This window comes from Mycobacterium malmoense, assembly GCF_019645855.1.
In the GTDB taxonomy this organism is placed as follows: domain Bacteria; phylum Actinomycetota; class Actinomycetes; order Mycobacteriales; family Mycobacteriaceae; genus Mycobacterium; species Mycobacterium malmoense.
In genome coordinates, this window is record NZ_CP080999.1 from 2,285,138 (window position 1) to 2,302,488 (window position 17,351).

At 65.5% G+C, this 17,351-nt stretch carries 7 protein-coding genes; 2 read left to right on the forward strand and 5 right to left on the reverse strand.

Going from position 1 to position 17,351, the window contains the following annotated elements:
• Positions 1 to 3 precede the first annotated feature (3 nt).
• The 5 genes from K3U93_RS10735 to pks2 form a co-directional block, all read right to left on the reverse strand.
• Positions 4 to 3,681 (reverse strand): MMPL/RND family transporter, encoded by a 3,678-nt coding sequence (locus K3U93_RS10735; RefSeq protein ID WP_139797147.1) that lies wholly within the window; start codon positions 3,679 to 3,681, stop codon positions 4 to 6.
• A gap of 153 nt (positions 3,682 to 3,834) precedes the next feature.
• Positions 3,835 to 4,608, reverse strand: coding sequence for a GAP family protein (locus K3U93_RS10740; protein ID WP_071510066.1), 774 nt, complete (start codon positions 4,606 to 4,608; stop codon positions 3,835 to 3,837).
• Positions 4,609 to 4,768: 160 nt separating this feature from the next.
• Positions 4,769 to 6,019 (reverse strand): glycosyltransferase, encoded by a 1,251-nt coding sequence (locus tag K3U93_RS10745; protein WP_071510067.1) that lies wholly within the window; start codon positions 6,017 to 6,019, stop codon positions 4,769 to 4,771.
• Between the two features lie 46 nt (positions 6,020 to 6,065).
• Positions 6,066 to 7,511, reverse strand: a complete 1,446-nt coding sequence (locus K3U93_RS10750) for a condensation domain-containing protein (RefSeq protein WP_071510068.1) — start codon at positions 7,509 to 7,511, stop codon at positions 6,066 to 6,068.
• 61 nt (positions 7,512 to 7,572) lie between these two features.
• Positions 7,573 to 13,818: a sulfolipid-1 biosynthesis phthioceranic/hydroxyphthioceranic acid synthase gene (gene pks2 / locus K3U93_RS10755; protein ID WP_230981671.1), complete on the reverse strand. Its 6,246-nt coding sequence runs from the start codon at positions 13,816 to 13,818 to the stop codon at positions 7,573 to 7,575.
• A 1,635-nt stretch (positions 13,819 to 15,453) separates the two neighbouring features.
• Here pks2 and K3U93_RS10760 point away from each other — a divergent pair.
• A complete protein-coding gene (locus K3U93_RS10760; protein WP_083011734.1) occupies positions 15,454 to 16,017 on the forward strand; it encodes a carboxymuconolactone decarboxylase family protein in 564 nt (187 codons plus the stop codon).
• Positions 16,018 to 16,160: 143 nt separating this feature from the next.
• Positions 16,161 to 17,285, forward strand: coding sequence for a nitronate monooxygenase (locus tag K3U93_RS10765; protein WP_083011690.1), 1,125 nt, complete (start codon positions 16,161 to 16,163; stop codon positions 17,283 to 17,285).
• Positions 17,286 to 17,351: the final 66 nt, after the last annotated feature.

The following is a 17,351-nucleotide window of genomic DNA, read 5'->3' on the forward strand; positions in this document are numbered from 1 at the left end:
GTGTCAGCCGTTCGCGTTGCCGTTGGCATGGCCGTTGCCGAACAACGGTAGCGCCTGACTAAGGTCGTGGCCAGGGTCATGGTCGATTGGTTCCGCGCCGTTGTCGTGGCCGTTGCCGTTGGCTTCGAGGGCAATCGGTCGACGCGACAGGACACCCTGCCCGAACAGCGGTAGCGAGTGGCCGGGATCGCGGTCGGTCTTATGGTTGCCGTTGCCATTGCTCGCCGACTCCAATGCCAACGTCGATTCCCGGAGATCGTAGGTCAGGTGATCCGGCAGGGCGCTGAGGTCGAACAAGGGAAGCGCGTGGTCGGGTGGACGGTCAACTGGCGCTTCGCGATCCGGGCGGCCCGACGTCGCTTTGCGCCCGTTAGCGGCGGGTGACGAGATGTGCGACTTGTGGCCGGGGACGAGTTTCAGGCGGACGAGTAGGTCGTCGGAAATCCATGGCCGCTCCCGTTGCTCGCCAGCGTCGCGGGTCGCCGTTGAAGGATGCACCGAAGCCCAAGTGTCCCGGCTGGGAATGACTTTCATCCGGACCAGTTGTTCGGTTAACTGGTCCAGTTGTTGCTGCTTCTTCTGGTGGGCCGCGTAAACCTGGGCCGCGCTCTTTCCGAGGTGCGAGGGCCACCAGTTCTTCTGGCCGATCATCGAGGCCAGGGCCGGCACCGTGATCGTGCGCACCAGGAAGGTGTCGATCAAAATCCCCATCCCGAGGATGAAACCGGCCTCGGCCATCGTGTAGATGCTGGCGGTCATCAGCCCGAACATCGAGGCGGCAAAGATCAAACCGGCCGAGGTGATGACGCCACCGGTGGAACCCACGGTGCGAATGACGCCGACGCGCACACCGTGCGGCGATTCGTCGCGGATGCGTGAGATGAGCAACATGTTGTAGTCCGCGCCGACCGCGACAAGCAGAATGAAGGACAATCCGGGCAGGCTCCAGTGCAGGTTCTGCCCGAGGATCATCTGGAACACCAAGACGCCGAGGCCCATTGCCGACAGGTACGAAAGCAATACCGAACCGATGAGGTAAAGCGGCGCGACGACCGCCCGCAACAGGACGACCAGGATCAGGAACACGATGATGATGGTCGCGAAGACGATGAATGCGATGTCGTCGTTGTAATAGTCGCGCGTGTCCTTGAGGCCACTGGGAATTCCCGCCACAGACACCGAGGCGTCCGACAATTCGGTGTTGGGCTGCGCCGATTGTGCGGCTTTGATGATCTTCGCGATCTGATCCATGGCCTCGGTGGTGAACGGACTGAGAGCGCTTTGGATGAGGTAGCGGGCGGCGTGGCCGTCCGGCGAGATGAAGATCGCGGCGCCCTTCTTGAACTCGTCCCTGGTCATGATCTGCGGGGGAATGTTGAAGCCGGCCATCGACGGTTTGTCGGCGTTATGCTTCATGCTCAATAGGAATTGCGAGGCCTCGCCAAGCCCGCTGCCGATGTTTCTGGTCTGATCGACCAGTTCCTTCACACCGCCGGCGATTGCTCGGCTGCCGTCCGCGAGGGCATTGGCGCCTTGTTGCGCTTGGTTCATCGTGGATTGGAGGTTCTTGATGGTCTTCAAGGCGGTGGAGGCCTGGACCAGCGTTTGCTGCACCTTGTCCAGCGTCTGACCGACGGTCTGCGTGCGTTGGGCCGCTTGCAGGTTATGAGCCATGGCCTTGATGGAGGTAAGGGTTCCATCGTTGTTTGCCGCGACCATCGCCGCCAATCCGGCGCGCGAATTCACGCAACCCGGGTCGACATTGCATTCGGGGCTGTCGTTGAGCGCCGTCAACATCGGCGTGGCCCACGCGGCGACGGTTTCAGCGTTTACCGTCGACGCGTCGAGGTTATCGCCGAGTGTCTTCATCTGCCCGGTGTATTGGGCGCCCTGGTCGAGGGCGCTGATCGCCTTGTCACCGCCCATCATTTGCTCCATGGCTGTCAGCGGCCCGACCACTCCGCTGAGGCTGGTAAGGGCCCCGGTGACTTGGTCCCGAAGTTGGGCCAGGGCGTCGGCCAACTGGTTGGAGCCGTTGACCAGCTTGTCCAGGTCGTCCCCGTGGTTTGCGATCTGGTTGGAGGCGTCGTCAAGTTTGCTGCCAACCTCGCCGGCTTGATACGACACCTTGGTCTGTTCCAGCGGTTCCCCGTTGGGCCGGGTCAGGCCGCGCACCATCGTGATGTCGGGCAGCTGGCTCACCCGGTTGGCCATCTGCTCGAGGTCGGCGAGGGCGGCCGGTGTCTTCAAGTCGTGGGATGACTTGATGAACAGCACCATGGGGGTCAGCGCATTCATTGGGAAATGGCGATTCATCGCGTCGTATCCCTTGGAGCTGTCCACGGATGCGGGCATGGTCTTGAGGTCGTCGTAGTTGAAGCGCATCACGCTCGTGCAACTCGCCAACGTGAGAAGTACGACCAGGCTTCCGACCAGATGGATGCGTGGCCGGCGCACGACCCGCGTGCCCATAATCCGCCACGTACGAGTGGTCAGGTCGCGTCGGGGCTTGATCCATCCGCGCCGTCCGGCGAGCACGAGCATGGCGGGCAGCAGGGTGGTCGCGGACAGCAACGCCACTATGACCGAAATCGAAATCGCCGGACCGACAGCCGAAAACACTTCCAGTTTCGTGAAGATCATCGCGAGGAAGGTGATCGCGACGGTGGCCGCCGATGCGGCGATCACCTTGCCGATCGACATCAACGCCATCTTCACCGCGCGGTCCGAGTCTTCGCCGCGCCGAACGTAGTCGTGGTAGCGGCTGATCAGGAAGACGGCGTAATCCGTTCCCGCCCCGATCATGACCGCACTCATCAGGACGACACTCTGCAGGTCCATGGGCAGGCCGAGTTCGGCCAGCCCGGACAGGACACCCTGCGCGGTCGCGATGGTCGCGCCGATGTTGAGCAGCGGCACCAACATGGTGACCACGTTGCGGTAGATGATGAAGAGGATGATTAGCACGCTGGCCACGGTGCCGATCTCGATGAAGTGCGCGTCTTCCTGCGCCATTTCGGTGGCGTCGGCGATGGTCGCCAACGGTCCGCTGACGTAAGCGGTCAGCGTGCTACCCGAGGTGACCTCTTTGGCGATCTCTTTGACGTGTTTGTATCCCGCAATTGTTGTGGGCGCCGTGGCCGCACCGGGAAACGAGACCGGCAGGATGAAGGCCTTGCCGTCCTTGCTGGCCAAGACTTCGCGCATCTGCGGGGTGCTGAGGAAATCCTGCACCGTCATCTTGTCCTGCGTGTCTTGGTGCAGCTTGTCCACCAGCTTGCGGTAGAGACCCTCGTCGGCGGGTGAAATGCCGTTTTCGTCGGTCAGCAGGATCATCAGGAGGGAACCGCCGCCGCCCAACGGATTTGCGCCGCCCGAGTCAGGATCTCCGGCTTTTTTCGAATCTCCGGGGCCTTTGGGGGCCGCGGAGTCCGCGCCTGGCGTAGCGAAGGCCTTGGCCATTTCCTGATTGACGACCATCGTCGGGGCATCGTCCGGCAGGGGTTTTTCCTCGTGCTTGCCGGCTTCGACCATCAGCGGCGGTAGGGTCAGCGCCAGGGTGGCCGCGAACGCGATCCAGCAGGCGACGACGAGCAGCGGCCACCGCACGACCACATCACTGACGCGGTCGAAAATTCCCCCAGGCTTGGCTGCCTCGCCCGTGCCAGTCCGGCTCGACACCCAACCAACCCTACAATCAAGCCTCTCCGCGCGTCGGGTAATCGCGGTCAAGGACCCGTTGTGACCTTTGATGTGATTTTTCAGTGGTGGCCAGGCTTGACCGACCGGCAGTCACCATCTGTGAGCCCGTGCGCACGGACTTCGAAGAGCTCGTCAAATACCGCCTATGCCCTTGAAGAAAAACGCGATTGCCGTGGCAGCTAGCCCAGTCTGGATAATCTGCCGCTGATGACCTTGGATCCATGTGTTCAACTTGTTCAACTGCCGGATCGTCGCCTCAGTTTTGTGCGGCGCCACCAAGTAGCTGACTAGGGGAATTTCGACGAACGCAAGCACCTGCAGCGTGAATATGACGAATACGAGTAACTGCGTACCGGTAGGTGCTTTCGAGGCCATGATGGCGGTCAGTGCCATTGGGCCCTCGACCGGCGGGAACGTGGACATGATTCCGACGACGAACGCTGGCCAAACACAGTCGGATCGCAGTATGCGGTGATTAAAGGCCACTAAGCGCGACACTAGGGACGGTTTGCTTGGCTGTGGTGCCGCACTCGGCTCATCGCCGCCCGGTATCGTCACCGGTACCCGCGCCGCTAACCGCGCACGTTGTTCACGGGCCACCATGGTCGCGAGGGCAAGCGATGCGAGAACTGCAATGGCGATGTGTAGACGGTTGCCCTCGAGAATTATGATCGCAGACCTGAATTCGTTTGCCGTGGAGATCGCTGCTTGTATGGCTACCAAAGCGACGTCTCGCAGCAGCAGCAACACTGCGACTCCGATGCCGATTCCCACTAGCATGCCGCCCGCCCAGCAAGCGAGCAAATTATGCATGGCTCGGCGTCGCGACATCAAAACGAACGCAAGTCCAAGCCGCATGGGATCGGTCAGTAACACAAATCCCATGAGCAGCACGTAACCCCACATCGCTTGGGACGTTACCCTGTTCCGGCGTATCTCGCGGCCTAACTGGCCGATTGAACCGACGGCGAACTACCCGACGATCAGGGTCATGGCTAACTGCAACGGTACCAGGCGAGTCGTCGCATGTGGTTGATGTCGCCAAAGGTGGGGCTCAACGGTCATCTCACACGCCAACCCGGACGGTCTGCTCCAAAAGATCGGCGGCGGTGGCAACGCCGACGGCGGGTTTGGTCATTCGCGGTGCGATCTCACGAGCTCGGGCCACGCAATCCGGCGCGAGGATTTTGCGGAGCCGCGCGACCAGCGACTTCCGGGTGATGTTCGAAAGCCGCTTGGCGGAACCGACTTTCAGCCGCTTGACCTGGGTCGCCCAGATGAACTGATCGGCCACATCCCACAGGATCAGCGTCGGGAGGCCAGCTCGCAACCCGGCAGCGGTGGTGCCGGCGCCACCATGATGCACGGCCGCGCGGCACCTCGGCAAGATGGTCGTGTAGTTGACCTGGCCGACGAGCCTCACATGATCGGGATGCGGCGTGGGGGAGGAGCCGTCAGCGCCGGAATAGATCAACGCCCGCTCGCCCAGCTCCGCGCAGGCCTGCGCGATCATGGCCACCGTATCGGCGGGGGATTGGACCGGAGTGCTGCCAAAACCGAAGTAGATCGGCGGTTTTCCCGCGGCGATCCAGGACGCAACATCATCGTCGTTGTCCGCCGCCAACTCCAAAGTCAGCGCACCGACGAATGGGCGTCGGCCGTTCCATTCCGCCGCAAGCCCCGGAAACACCGCTTGATCGTAGGCCTGGATTTCCAGCGTTCCCCCGTCGGCCATCCGGCGTGCCGCGGGGACCGCCGCGCGCGGCAGGCCGAGTTCGCGGCGTTGCGCGTCCTCGTCTGCCTTGGTGATATGCGAATACAGCCACCAGCCCGCCGTCAGTGTCGTGCGGACCACCGGCGCCGGTGACGGTAGAAATGGCACGCCAATCTGGCCGTTGACCCGCACCGGGAAGTGATGCAGCCCTGCCACCGGAATGTCGTAGTACTCCGCCACATTCGCGACCACACCGTGATAGGTCTGGCCCGTCAACAGCAGGTCGGCCCCGTCGGCCAGCGCGGTAAGCGTCCGGCTCATCTCCGCCCAGCCCTCGACGAAAAGCTCCTTGCCGGCACGCACGAAGTTGGCGGGGTTTTGGATTTTGAAGGCGTTGTGCGTGAAGTCCGCGACGGCGACGATCTGCTCACCCGTGTCGGGTCCGTAGGCGACGGCGGACAGCCCGGCGGACTGCACGAAGCCAACCAGGTTGGGCGGCACCGCCATTCGGACCTCGTGTCCTCGGCGCCGCAGCTCCACACCGACCGTGGCGCAGGGCTCGACGTCGCCGCGAGTTCCGTGGGCCGCCAGAACAAACTTCATCGGCGCAACTCTCGGTCGCTGTTCGCGTGCGGAAGTGCTCCGATGCTTACCTGGCTACGCGAATCGGTACCCCCGCGAAGCTGCCCGCCGCGACCCGGTCGAACACCGACTTCATCTGCTCGGTAAAGCGAGTCACGGACTCCCGGGCAATCGGGTTGTTCGGGTAGGACACCATGATCGAGACCTCGTCGAACAGACGGAAAACCGTCGAGTACATGTAGGCCGGGCTCCTACCGTCGGTGAAGGCGGTCGCGTTGACGCCGTCCAGTGCGGTGGCGACGATGGCAGAAAGCGGAGGCAGACCCGCATCCATATAGCTCATCATGGTGAACTGCGGCCCATGTCTTTTCAGCCACGGCGCCAACTCCAGCACGCGGTCGTACGGCACGTTCGCGAGGTCCATGTTCGCATCGAAGGAAGCCTGAGCGGCGCGCGCGGTCTCTTCGAACGAGCTCGGGTCGACGGGAACGGTGAACGGCACCACACCGGTGAACCAGCCCACCGTCATGAAATCCGCCGGACTCTTGCGCTTATCGGTGGGAGTGAGTCCGTAATAGGTTTCCGCGCCGGTCAATTCGTATTGGGCCAGGGCAGCGCAGGCGAACAAGCCGCCGCTGAACCGGGCGCCCGCCTGTTGGCACAGGGCTTCGAACTGAGCCGTTTGTTCCGGACCCAGCAGCCGCTCCACATGGACGTCCCCGCCGCAGGGTATCGATTGATCACCCAGTGGCAGCGGGAAATCCGGCAGGGTTCCGTCGTTGGCTTCGGCGAATTCGATCCATTTGCGCACTTCGGGGGAATCCAAGGTCATGGACGACACGCATTGGCTCTCTCGCATGCAGAAATCGTCGTAGCTGGCCGCCGGCGGCAACGAAACGGGAGCCTTGCCCTCCAGCAGGGCGTTGTAGTTCATCAGAATCTCCACGTACAACCCGGCGATCAACATCGGGTCGCAGTGGAGGTGGTCGACGACCGCGTACAACGCGAAGCGGTCGTCGTACTGAATGATGCCGAACCTGAAGCAATCCCACTGTAGGGGATCGGGCGTGGCCAGCACGTGGTCCTGCCATTCCTGCTGGGTCAGCACGCCATACTCTTTCGCGACGAACTGGATATCGCGAGGGTTTTTGATGGTGTGACGGACGACATTCTTGGCGCCCTTGTATTCGAACCAGCTGTGGTAGGTGGCGTGGCGCCGAAGGTGCGCGTTGATGACGTACGTCATGGCGCGGATATCGCAGCGTCCGGGCACATCCCAGGAACCCATCACCGCCCGTGAATAGTCGAGCCCGCGGTCGCGGAACTCGACAAACCCACGGAGATGGCCTATCTGCATAGAGCTGGGCGGCACCGGACTCACCGGCGCCTGCCGCGCTTTCGCGGCGCAGCCGGGTGTCGGCTGCCAAGTCACCACCGAGCCTGAGCCCGGGTCCCAGTCGTAGGCGTTTCCAACCCGCAGGCTGTCGTGCTCAGAGCCTCCACCGATGAACACGTTTCCCTCCTCTATTCCAACCCCTGCAATACAGGTCACTTCGCCGTTGTCAGGATCTTCGTTACGCAGTGGCGTCCTCTTTCGGCGCCAACTTGTCGTAAAGGTGATCCGCCAAACCCCGTACGGTGGTGATGTCGGCAGAGGTGATGCGTACCCCTGTTTGGGCTTCGATGTGCGTGCGCAATTCGAGATTGCCCAGCGAGTCGAGGCCGTATTCGGACAGCGGATGGTCCACGTCGATGTTGCGACGCAGGATTAGACCGATCTGCTCCGACAACAGGCGTCGCAGCCGAGTGGGCCACTCGTCGAGAGGCAGCTCGGCCAGTTCGGCGCGCAATTTGCTTGAGCCCGAACGCTTTCCCCCCACGGACTTGAACATTTCAACGAACTTGCTTCGTTCCGCGAACGACGTTATCCACGGTGTCCCGATGAGCGGGCTGTAGCCCGTGTACGCGCGGTCGTGGCGCAGCAGCTCCTCGAACGCGTAGGCGCCCTCGTCGGGAGTGATCGCCGCCCCGGAGCCTTCCGCGAAGCCTGCGCCGCGGCCGATCTCACTCCAGGCTCCCCAGGCGATCGCGACGGCCGGCAAGCCCTGCGCGCGCCGCCAGTGGGTGAAGGCGTCCAGCCAGCTGTTGGCCGCCGCGTAGGCGCCCTGACCCGGCGAGCCCAGCAACGCGGCCGCCGAGGAGAACGAGCAGAACCAATCCAGCGGCTGACCGGCGGTGGCCTGGTGCAGATTCCACGCGCCGTACACCTTGGGCGCCCAGTCGCGATCGATCAGCTCGTCGGTGATGTTGGTCAGGGTGGCGTCCTCGACCACCGCGGCCGCGTGCAGCACACCACGCAACGGGAGCCCGGTGGCGCTCGCCGTTGCCACCAACCGCTCCGCGGTGTCGGCCTGGGCGATATCGCCGCACTCCACCACCACGTCGGATCCGATCGAACGGACGAGTTCGATTGTCTCCAAAGCCTTTAGCGTGGGCTGGGAACGGGAGCTGAGCACGATCCGGCCCGCGCCGGCGGCGGCCATCTTCTCGGCGAGGAACAGCCCCAGGCCGCCCAGACCGCCGGTGATGATGTAGGAGCCGTCGCGCCGGAAGACCGGCGCCTGCTCGGGCGGAAGCACCACGCTGCTGCGTCCGGCCTGCGGGATGTCGAGGATGAGCTTGCCGGTGTGTTCGGCCGCGCTCATCACCCGAATCGCCGTGGCCGCCTCCGCAAGTGGGTAGTGCGTGCTCTCCGGCATCGGCAGCACACCCTCGGCGGTCAACCGGTACACCGTGCTCAGCAACTCGCTGACCTGCTGGGGATGGCTGACCGACATCAAACCCAAGTCGACGCCCCAGAACGCGAGGTTGCGACGGAACGGGAAGAGGCCGAGCTTGGTGTCCCCGTAGATGTCACGCTTGCCGATCTCGACGAACCTGCCGCCCAGCGCCAACAGCTTGAGCCCGGCGAGTTGCGCGGCGCCGGTCACGGAGTTGAGCACGATGTCGACGCCATAGCCGTCAGTGTCGCGGCGGATCTGGTCGGCGAATTCGATGCTGCGCGAATCGTAGACATGCTCAATTCCCATGTCCCGCAACAGCTGTCGACGCTGTGAGCTGCCAGCGGTGGCGTAGATCTCGGCCCCCGCCGCCCGGGCGATGGCGATCGCGGCCTGCCCGACGCCGCCGGTTCCGGAGTGGATCAGCACCTTGTCGCCGGCCTTGATGCGGGCCAGATCGTTCAGGCCATACCAGGCGGTGGCGTGCGCGGTGGTCACCGCCGCGGCCTGGGCGTCGGTCAGGCCCGATGGCAGCGGCGTGGCCAGGCGTGCGTCGCAGGTGACGAACGTGGCCCAGCAGCCGTTGGGTGACATACCCCCGACGTGATCGCCGACCTTGTGGTTGGTGACGTCGGGCCCGACGGCCGTCACCACGCCCGCGAAATCGGTGCCCAGCTGGGGCAGGATCCCGTCGAGGCTCTGGTACCGGCCGAACGCGAGCAGGACATCGGCAAAGTTGATGCTCGACGCGGTGACCGCGACTTCGATCTGTCCGGGACCCGGCGGAACCCGGTCAAACGCGACGAACTCCATGGTCTGCAGGTCGCCCGGCGTCCGGATCTGCATGCGCATTCCGTCGTTTTCGTGGACCGCGATGGTGGATTGCCGCTCGTCGGGGCGCAGCGGGGCCGGGCACAGGCGCGCGGTGTACCACTCGTCATTGCGCCAGGCGGTCTCGTCTTCTTCCGGCCCGGCCAGCAACAGCTGCCGCACCACCTGCTCGGCGCCTGTCTGCTCGTCAACGTCGATGTGGGTGGTGTGCAGGTGCGGGTGCTCGGCACCGATCACCCGGAGCAGGCCGCGGAGTCCGCCCTGATCGAGGTCGGGACGGTCCTCGGACAGCACCTTCTGGGCGTTTCTGGTGACGACGTACAGCCGGGGCGACTGGCCCGGGATTTCCGCCAATTCGCGGCTGATGCGAACCGCGTGGCGGACGTAATTGCCGCCGCGCACCGCACTTTCGTCGTCCGGGTTGCCGTTCTTCGGCTCGGTGAGCACGACAACACCGGTGAACCCGCCTTTTTCAATCCGACCGCGCAGCCGCTCGGCAAGTGCCCGATGGTCGGCGTGGTGAGGCCAGGACAGGGTGCTGCATTCCGCCTCGTGGAGCTTCATCGCGTCGGTGAGCGCCGTCGCCACCAGGTCGGCGGCGTCGGAGGTGCTGATCAGCAGCCATGCTCCGGTCTCGGCGGTGGCCACCTCGGGCAGCTGCCGTTGCTGCCATTCGACGGCCAGCAACCGTTCGGCCATCACACGAGCCCGCTCGCTGGTCGGTGAGGCGCCGGTGCCCATCTGCAGGCCACGCACGGCCAGCAGGACGGTGCCGTGCTTGTCCAGGATGTCGAGGTCGGCATCGACGGCTCCGCCGGTCGCCGCGGTCACCCGCGAATAGCAGTAGCGGGCCGTGTGGACCGGTCCGTAGACCCGCAGCTCGCAAACGCCCAGCGGCAACAGCAGACCGCCGTAGCTGGCGTTGGCGACGCTCGGGTGGGCCGCTACGGACTGGAAGCAGGCATCGAGCAATGCCGGATGTACGCCGTAACTGGATTGCTGCGTCCGGATCACGCTGGGCAGCCCGACCTCGGCCAGCACCGTGGTGCCGGTTCCCTCGGCGGTGTGGGCGGCGGCCAGGCCGGTGAAGGCGGGGCCGTATTGGATGCCGCACAAATCCATGGCGTCCCGCAGGTCGCCGCCCTCCAGGCGGCTCGGGTGCGCGGCCAGCAGGGCCTCGATGTCGTGTGTGGCGGGCCGGTCCTCGACCCCCGCGTCCTGGACCTCGTGCAACACCGCGGACGCGCGCCGTGCCTGCACGCCGTCCTCGTTGGTCTCCACCACGAATGTGAGTGCGCCGGGCACCTCCGCGGTTGCGGTAAGGCTGATTTGGGTTTCGTCATCGAGAAGCAGCATCTGCTCGAAGCGGACGTCGCGGACCCCGGACGCCTCGCCGAAGACGGTGCGGGCCGCGGCCAGCGCCATCTCGCAGTAGGCGGCACCCGGCAGCGTGGCCGTTCCGTGAACCTGGTGATCGGCCAGCCAGGGCAACGTCGCGGTGCCGATCTCTGCCTGCCACACGTGGCGTTCGGGCTCCTCGGGCAGGCGCACGTGCTGGCCCATCAGCGGATGAACCGCGACGCTGGAACGCAGCGCGCGGGAGCTGTGACCGTCGCGGCTCAACAGCAATGTCCGGTGACTCCAGGTCGGCAGCGGAGCGTCCACCAGGTGCCCACCAGGGAACATGACGGAGAAATCGACCGCGGCACCCGTGGCGTACAGGTCTCCCAGCAGGCCGCGCAGCCCGTGCGGCAGCGACTGCTCGCGCCGCATCGCGGCCAGCGCCGCCACGGTCATGTCGAGACTGCGGGCGGTCTGGTCGACGGCGTGGGTCAGCAGCGGGTGCGGTGACAACTCCGCGAAGACGCGATAGCCATCCTCCAGCGCCGCCTGCACCGCCGCCGAGAACCGCACCGTGTGGCGCAGGTTGTCCACCCAGTAGTTGGCGTCGCAGTACGGCTCCTCGCGCGGGTCGAACGAGGTGGCCGAGTAGTACGGCACCTCCGGGGTCAACGGTTCGACCTCCGCCAGAACGTCGTAAAGCTCGTCGAGGATCGGGTCAACCTGCGGCGAGTGCGACGCCACGTCGACGGCCACCTCGCGGGCCAGCACGTCGCGCTGCTCCCACGCCGCTACCAGCTCGCGGACCGTCTCGGTGGCACCACCGATCACGGTGGATTGCGGAGAGGCCACCACCGCGACCACAGCGTCGCTGATGCCGCGAGCCATCAGCTCCGAAAGCACTTGCTGGGCAGGCAGTTCCACCGACGCCATCGCGCCGGCGCCGGCGATCTTGGTCATCAGTCGCGAGCGGCGGCAGATGACCCGCGCCCCGTCTTCGAGCGACAGCGCTCCGGCGACGACAGCCGCCGCGGACTCGCCCATCGAATGGCCGATGACCGCGCCGGGACGGACCCCGTAGGACTTCATCGTGGCCGCCAGCGCGACCTGCACGGCGAACAGCGTCGGCTGCACCCGGTCGATGCCGGTCACCTTCTCGGGTGCGGTCAGCACCTCGGTCACCGAGAAGCCCGATTCGGTGGCGATCAGCGGCTCGATCTCGGCGATGGCCGCGGCGAACGCCGGTTCGTTGGCCAGCAGGTCCGCGCCCATCGCAGCCCACTGCGAACCCTGTCCGGAGAACACCCAAACCGGACCGCGTTCCTCCTGACCCACCACTTCCTGGTGAAGTGCGTCACCGTTGGCGACCTCCCGCAGCGCCTCGGCCAGCCCTGCGTTGCTGCTGGCCAACACGGCGGTGCGCACCGATCGGTGCCCGCGCCGGCGAGCGAGGGTGTAGGCCAGGTCCGGCGTCGCCAAGTCCGCCGCATGTGCGTCGACCCAGTCGGCGAGCCGGCCGGCGGTGTCCCGCAGCCCGTCGACCGACGAGGACGACAGCGGGAACAGCATCGCCCCGTCGCGGCCCGGCCTGGTTGCGGCGCCGTTGGGTGAAAGGGGCGCGGGGGCCTGCTCGACGATGGCGTGGACATTCGTACCGGATATTCCATATGCCGACACCGCCGCGCGTCGCGGTTGCCCGCCGTTCAGCGGCCACGGCGTAATTTCTTGCGGCACAAAGAGTCCGGTGTCAATCCGGGCCATCTCGTCGGGCAGGGTTTCGAAGTGCAGGTTCTTGGGAACCACACCGTGCTGGACGGCGAGCACCGCTTTCATCAGCCCGAGGGCGCCGGCGGCCGCCTGGGTGTGCCCGAAATTGGTCTTCGAGGCCCCGAGCACGCAGGGGTTGTCGATGCCGTATACGTCGGCAAGGCTGGCATATTCGATCGGATCGCCGACGGGGGTCCCGGTGCCGTGCGCCTCGACCATGCCGACGGTGCCGGCGTCCACGCCCGCCGCGGTAAGCGCCGCGCGGTAGACCGTGGCCTGCGCCTCACCCGACGGCATCGCGATGTTCATGGTGTGGCCGTCCTGGTTGGCGGCCGTGCCGCGCACGACTGCCAGAACCCGGTCGCCATCCCGCTGGGCATCCGCCAGGCGCTTGAGCAACAGCACCACGCAACCCTCGCCGGACACGAAGCCGTCAGCTTTGACGTCGAACGCATGGCAGTGCCCGGTCCCGGACAGCATGCCCCCCGCCGACGCCGAGGCGGACCTGCGCGGTTCCATCATTACGTTGACCCCGCCGGCAAACGCCAGGTTGCTCTCTCCGTCGCTCAGGCTGCGGCAGGCCTGGTGGATCGCGAACAAGCCAGAAGAGCATGCGGTGTCCACCGTGGCGGCGGGACCGTGGAGCCCGAGCGCGTATGCGATCCGCCCGGACGCCATGCAGGAGATGGTGCCGGGGTTGCCGTACGGTCCGTCGAAGGCGTCGGTGGCGGCGTGCACGAATTGGTAGTCGCCGTAGTTCAATCCGACGAAAACGCCCGTTTCCCCGGCGATGGTGTCCTTGGTGAGACCGGCGTGTTCCATGGCCTCCCAGGCGGTTTCCATCAGCAACCGGTGCTGGGGGTCCATCGCCGTCGCTTCTTTTTCCGTGATGCCGAAGAACTCGGGGTCGAAGTCGCCGACGTTGTCCAGGAACGCCCCCCACTTGCAGACCGACCGGCCCGGCACACCCGGCTCGGGGTCGTAGTAATAGTCGACATCCCAGCGGTCGGCGGGAATTTCCTTGACAAGGTCGTCGCCCCGCAGCAACGCTTCCCAAAAGAGGTCAGGGGAGTTGATGCCCCCCGGCAGCCGGCACGCCATCCCGATGACGGCAACCGGAGTAACGCCTGCCCTATCCACTGTCCTTCACCTCTCCTTGCTTATGCAGAAGTTCCTATCACTGCTGCAAGCTCTTATCAGGGCTTCGAGAAATATCGCTGAATTTTCGGTGCGCGCTGAGGACCCCGCAGCATCACACATGCAACCCACCGCCCCCCAGTTTCGAAGCCCTCCCCAAGAACTTGACGCGATCAGCAGCGTAGCCGCTTAGCTCGGCCCGCGTGGAAAAATCGTGCGGACGTACAAAAAATTAACAGGCTCCAAATGAGTGGCAGCTGACGTAAGGCCCGATCGATAGGTCGGTCACATACTTTTTGGACGATTGGCCGACGTCGCAACGTCCCTGCCAGAGGCGCTGTCTGCCAAGGCTGTCCGCCATTTTGGGCCGCGCGTCCCCGTCTGCCGGTTCAAACGCGAGGTGATGCAACGGCGTGCGGCTCGTTCCACGCGTCATGATCGATGCATACCGCGGTAGACGTGAGGCGACTATTCAGGGCGCTACGAACGGGCCCAACCCCGAAAAGAGCCAGGCAGAGAACAATTAGACGAGCCGTGCTGCGCCGATATGCCTAATCAGGCCATGCTAGGCGGTTTGGCGAAATCGCGACGCAGAATCGTTGAAATCTATAAGATCGCATGTCGAGTTCCAACTAGATGCGGGCTCGGCTACTGGCCCGTTACTGGCACCGAAGCGCAGCATCATCGCGTGGGCGCGCTGCATGATGCGTTTTCCGGGAATCCGTTGACTCGCATGCGGATCCGGCTACGGGAAGACCGTCTCGACGCGGGTGTTCCCGAGTTAACGCGTGAGCTGGAGCACGCGCCGAAACGGCGTACTGGCCCGGTTCGTAATGTTCCCACTGTGTCGGAGGTCACGCCGGCCCGCGCGTTGGTCTTGGAGGTTGTCGCGCGATCTGGTCTCGCGGGAGCGTCCGGTCGGCACTGGTGCGAGTGGGCCGCCCGCGAACTGTGCCGCACCGAGCACCAGCAAACACGGGTGGGTTCCCCGGCGGGGCGTCGAGGCGTTCTGGTCGCGTCGCCAATGCGCCAACTGCCTCTGCGGCGACTACCGGCGCTGCGAAGCGCACGGCCCCGTCCACGGTGGTGGCGTGGTTAGCCCGTTGGGCGCTGAAATAGGTTGGGGTGTAACGGTTTCACGCCACCGAGCCGGGCGACGTTGTCGCTAGAGACCGGTGCCGGGTTCGTGATGATCACTGGGTTCGGGTCGCGCGATACCGACCGGTTGCCGCTGGCCGAGCGGTTCGGCGGGGACCGACCCATCGTCGATCTAACCTCTAGGGCGCCAACGGTATTCACGCGGTCGACCGCGTTTAGCACGTCCGGGTGGAGCCGTCGTTGTCACCGGCACCCCCGGGGTACGGCGCCGGCGCTTGGGGCCTTTCGCCGAACACGATGGTTTTCAAGGAGCTGGGCTCCACCGGTGCCCTCGGCGTGGACGTCGTCACCCACCTTGCCGCGCTTGATCCGCCGGGCTCGGGTTGCTGCCGGTTCGAAAGCCCGCCCCGGCGCTGCGTGCGCCTCGAAGGCTCCGGGGGATTGCTGGCTAGCATGGCCGGTGAACGCGACGGTGTCTTGCCAGTACGGAGTGCTCACACCATGACGAAAGCCCGGGTGCCCAAACTGCCGGTCGACGAGGCCAAAGCCGCCGCCGACGAAGCCGCCGTGCCCGACTACATGGCCGAACTCAACATCTTCCAAGTGTTGCTGAACCATCCGCAACTGGCGCGCGCCATCAATGACCTGCTCGCCACCATGCTGTGGCACGGCGCCCTCGACCAGAGGTTGCGCGAGCTGGTGATCATGCGGATCGGCTGGCTCACCGCGTGCGACTACGAGTGGACACAACACTGGCGCGTCGCGTCGAGACTGGGCGTGACGGCCGACGATCTGCTCGGCGTGCGTGATTGGCGGGCATACGACGGGTTCGGACCCACCGAGCGGGCGGTGCTGGCCGCCACCGACGACGTGGTGCGCGATGGCGCGGTAAGCGCCGGGAGTTGGGCCGCCTGCGAGCACGAATTAGAATGTGATACAACGGTTCTCATCGAACTCGTCACCGCCATCGGCGCATGGCGAATGGTCGCGTCGATCCTGCAGAGCCTCAGGGTCCCGTTGGAAGACGGTGTATCCAGCTGGCCGCCGGACGGCCGGTCGCCTTAGAAGCTCTGGTCCGTGGGTTCTCCGGGGCCTGTTCGAGAGGTGCTGCCAGACGCCGCCGGCACCGAGCCTGCGCTCGTGGCGGCGAGTATCGCGGATCGCCGTAATCGATTGACATATCAGTCAATAACTCTTAGCGTCGGCCAATGCGAACCAGGGTCGCCGAACTGCTCGGCGTTGAATTCCCAATCTGCGCGTTCAGCCACTGCCGCGACGTGGTGGCTGCCGTGACCAACGCGGGCGGGTTCGGAATCCTCGGTGCCGTCGCGCACAGCCCCAAACGGCTGGAAAGCGAGCTGACCTGGATCGAGGAGCAGACCGGTGGCAAACCCTATGGGGTCGATCTGTTGTTGCCGCCCAAGTACGTCGGCGCCGAGCGGGGAGGGATCGACGCCGAGCAGGCCCGGGAATTGCTGCCCGAGGAGCACCGCGCCTTCTTGGACGATTTGCTGAGCCGTTACGGCATCGCGGCGCCCGCCGACGAGCCCCGCGCGTCGTTCGGCGGCCTCAACATCTCGCCCAAGGGCTACGAGCCGCTGCTCGACGTGGCCTTTGGCCACAACATTCGGCTGATCGCCAGCGCGCTCGGGCCGCCCCCGGCCGACCTCGTCGCGCGGGCCCACGACCACGACGTGCTGGTGGCCGCGCTGGCCGGCACCACGCAACACGCGCGGCGGCACGCGGCCGCCGGTGTCGACCTGATCGTCGCCCAGGGCACCGAGGCCGGCGGCCACACCGGCGAGGTGGCCACCATGGTGTTGGTCCCCGAGGTCGTAGATGCCGTCTCGCCGACGCCCGTGCTGGCCGCGGGCGGGATCGCCCGCGGCCGCCAGGTGGCCGCGGCCCTGGCCCTGGGTGCCGAGGGCGTGTGGTGCGGATCGGTGTGGCTGACCACCGAAGAGGCGGAGACGGCCCCCGTGGTCAAGGAGAAGTTTTTGGCCGCCAGCTCCTCGGACACGGTGCGGTCGCGGTCGATGACCGGTAAGCCGGCGCGGATGCTGCGCACGGCCTGGACCGACGAGTGGGACCGGCCGGACACCCCCGACCCCCTCGGCATGCCGCTGCAGACCGCGCTGATCACCGACTCGCAGGTGCGCATCAACCAGGCGGCCGGCCACCAGGGCGCCAAGGCTCGCGAGCTGGCGACCTACTTCGTCGGTCAAGTGGTCGGCTCACTCGACCGGGTGCGCCCTACGCGCTCGGTGGTGCTCGACATGGTCGAGGAGTTCATCGACACCATCGGGCGGCTCGAGGGCCTGGTCGATAAGTGACCAGCCCGACTCGCCGGCGGCCGACTTCGTCGTCGCGCCGGTGCTTGACGCGGGCCGCGCCCGCGC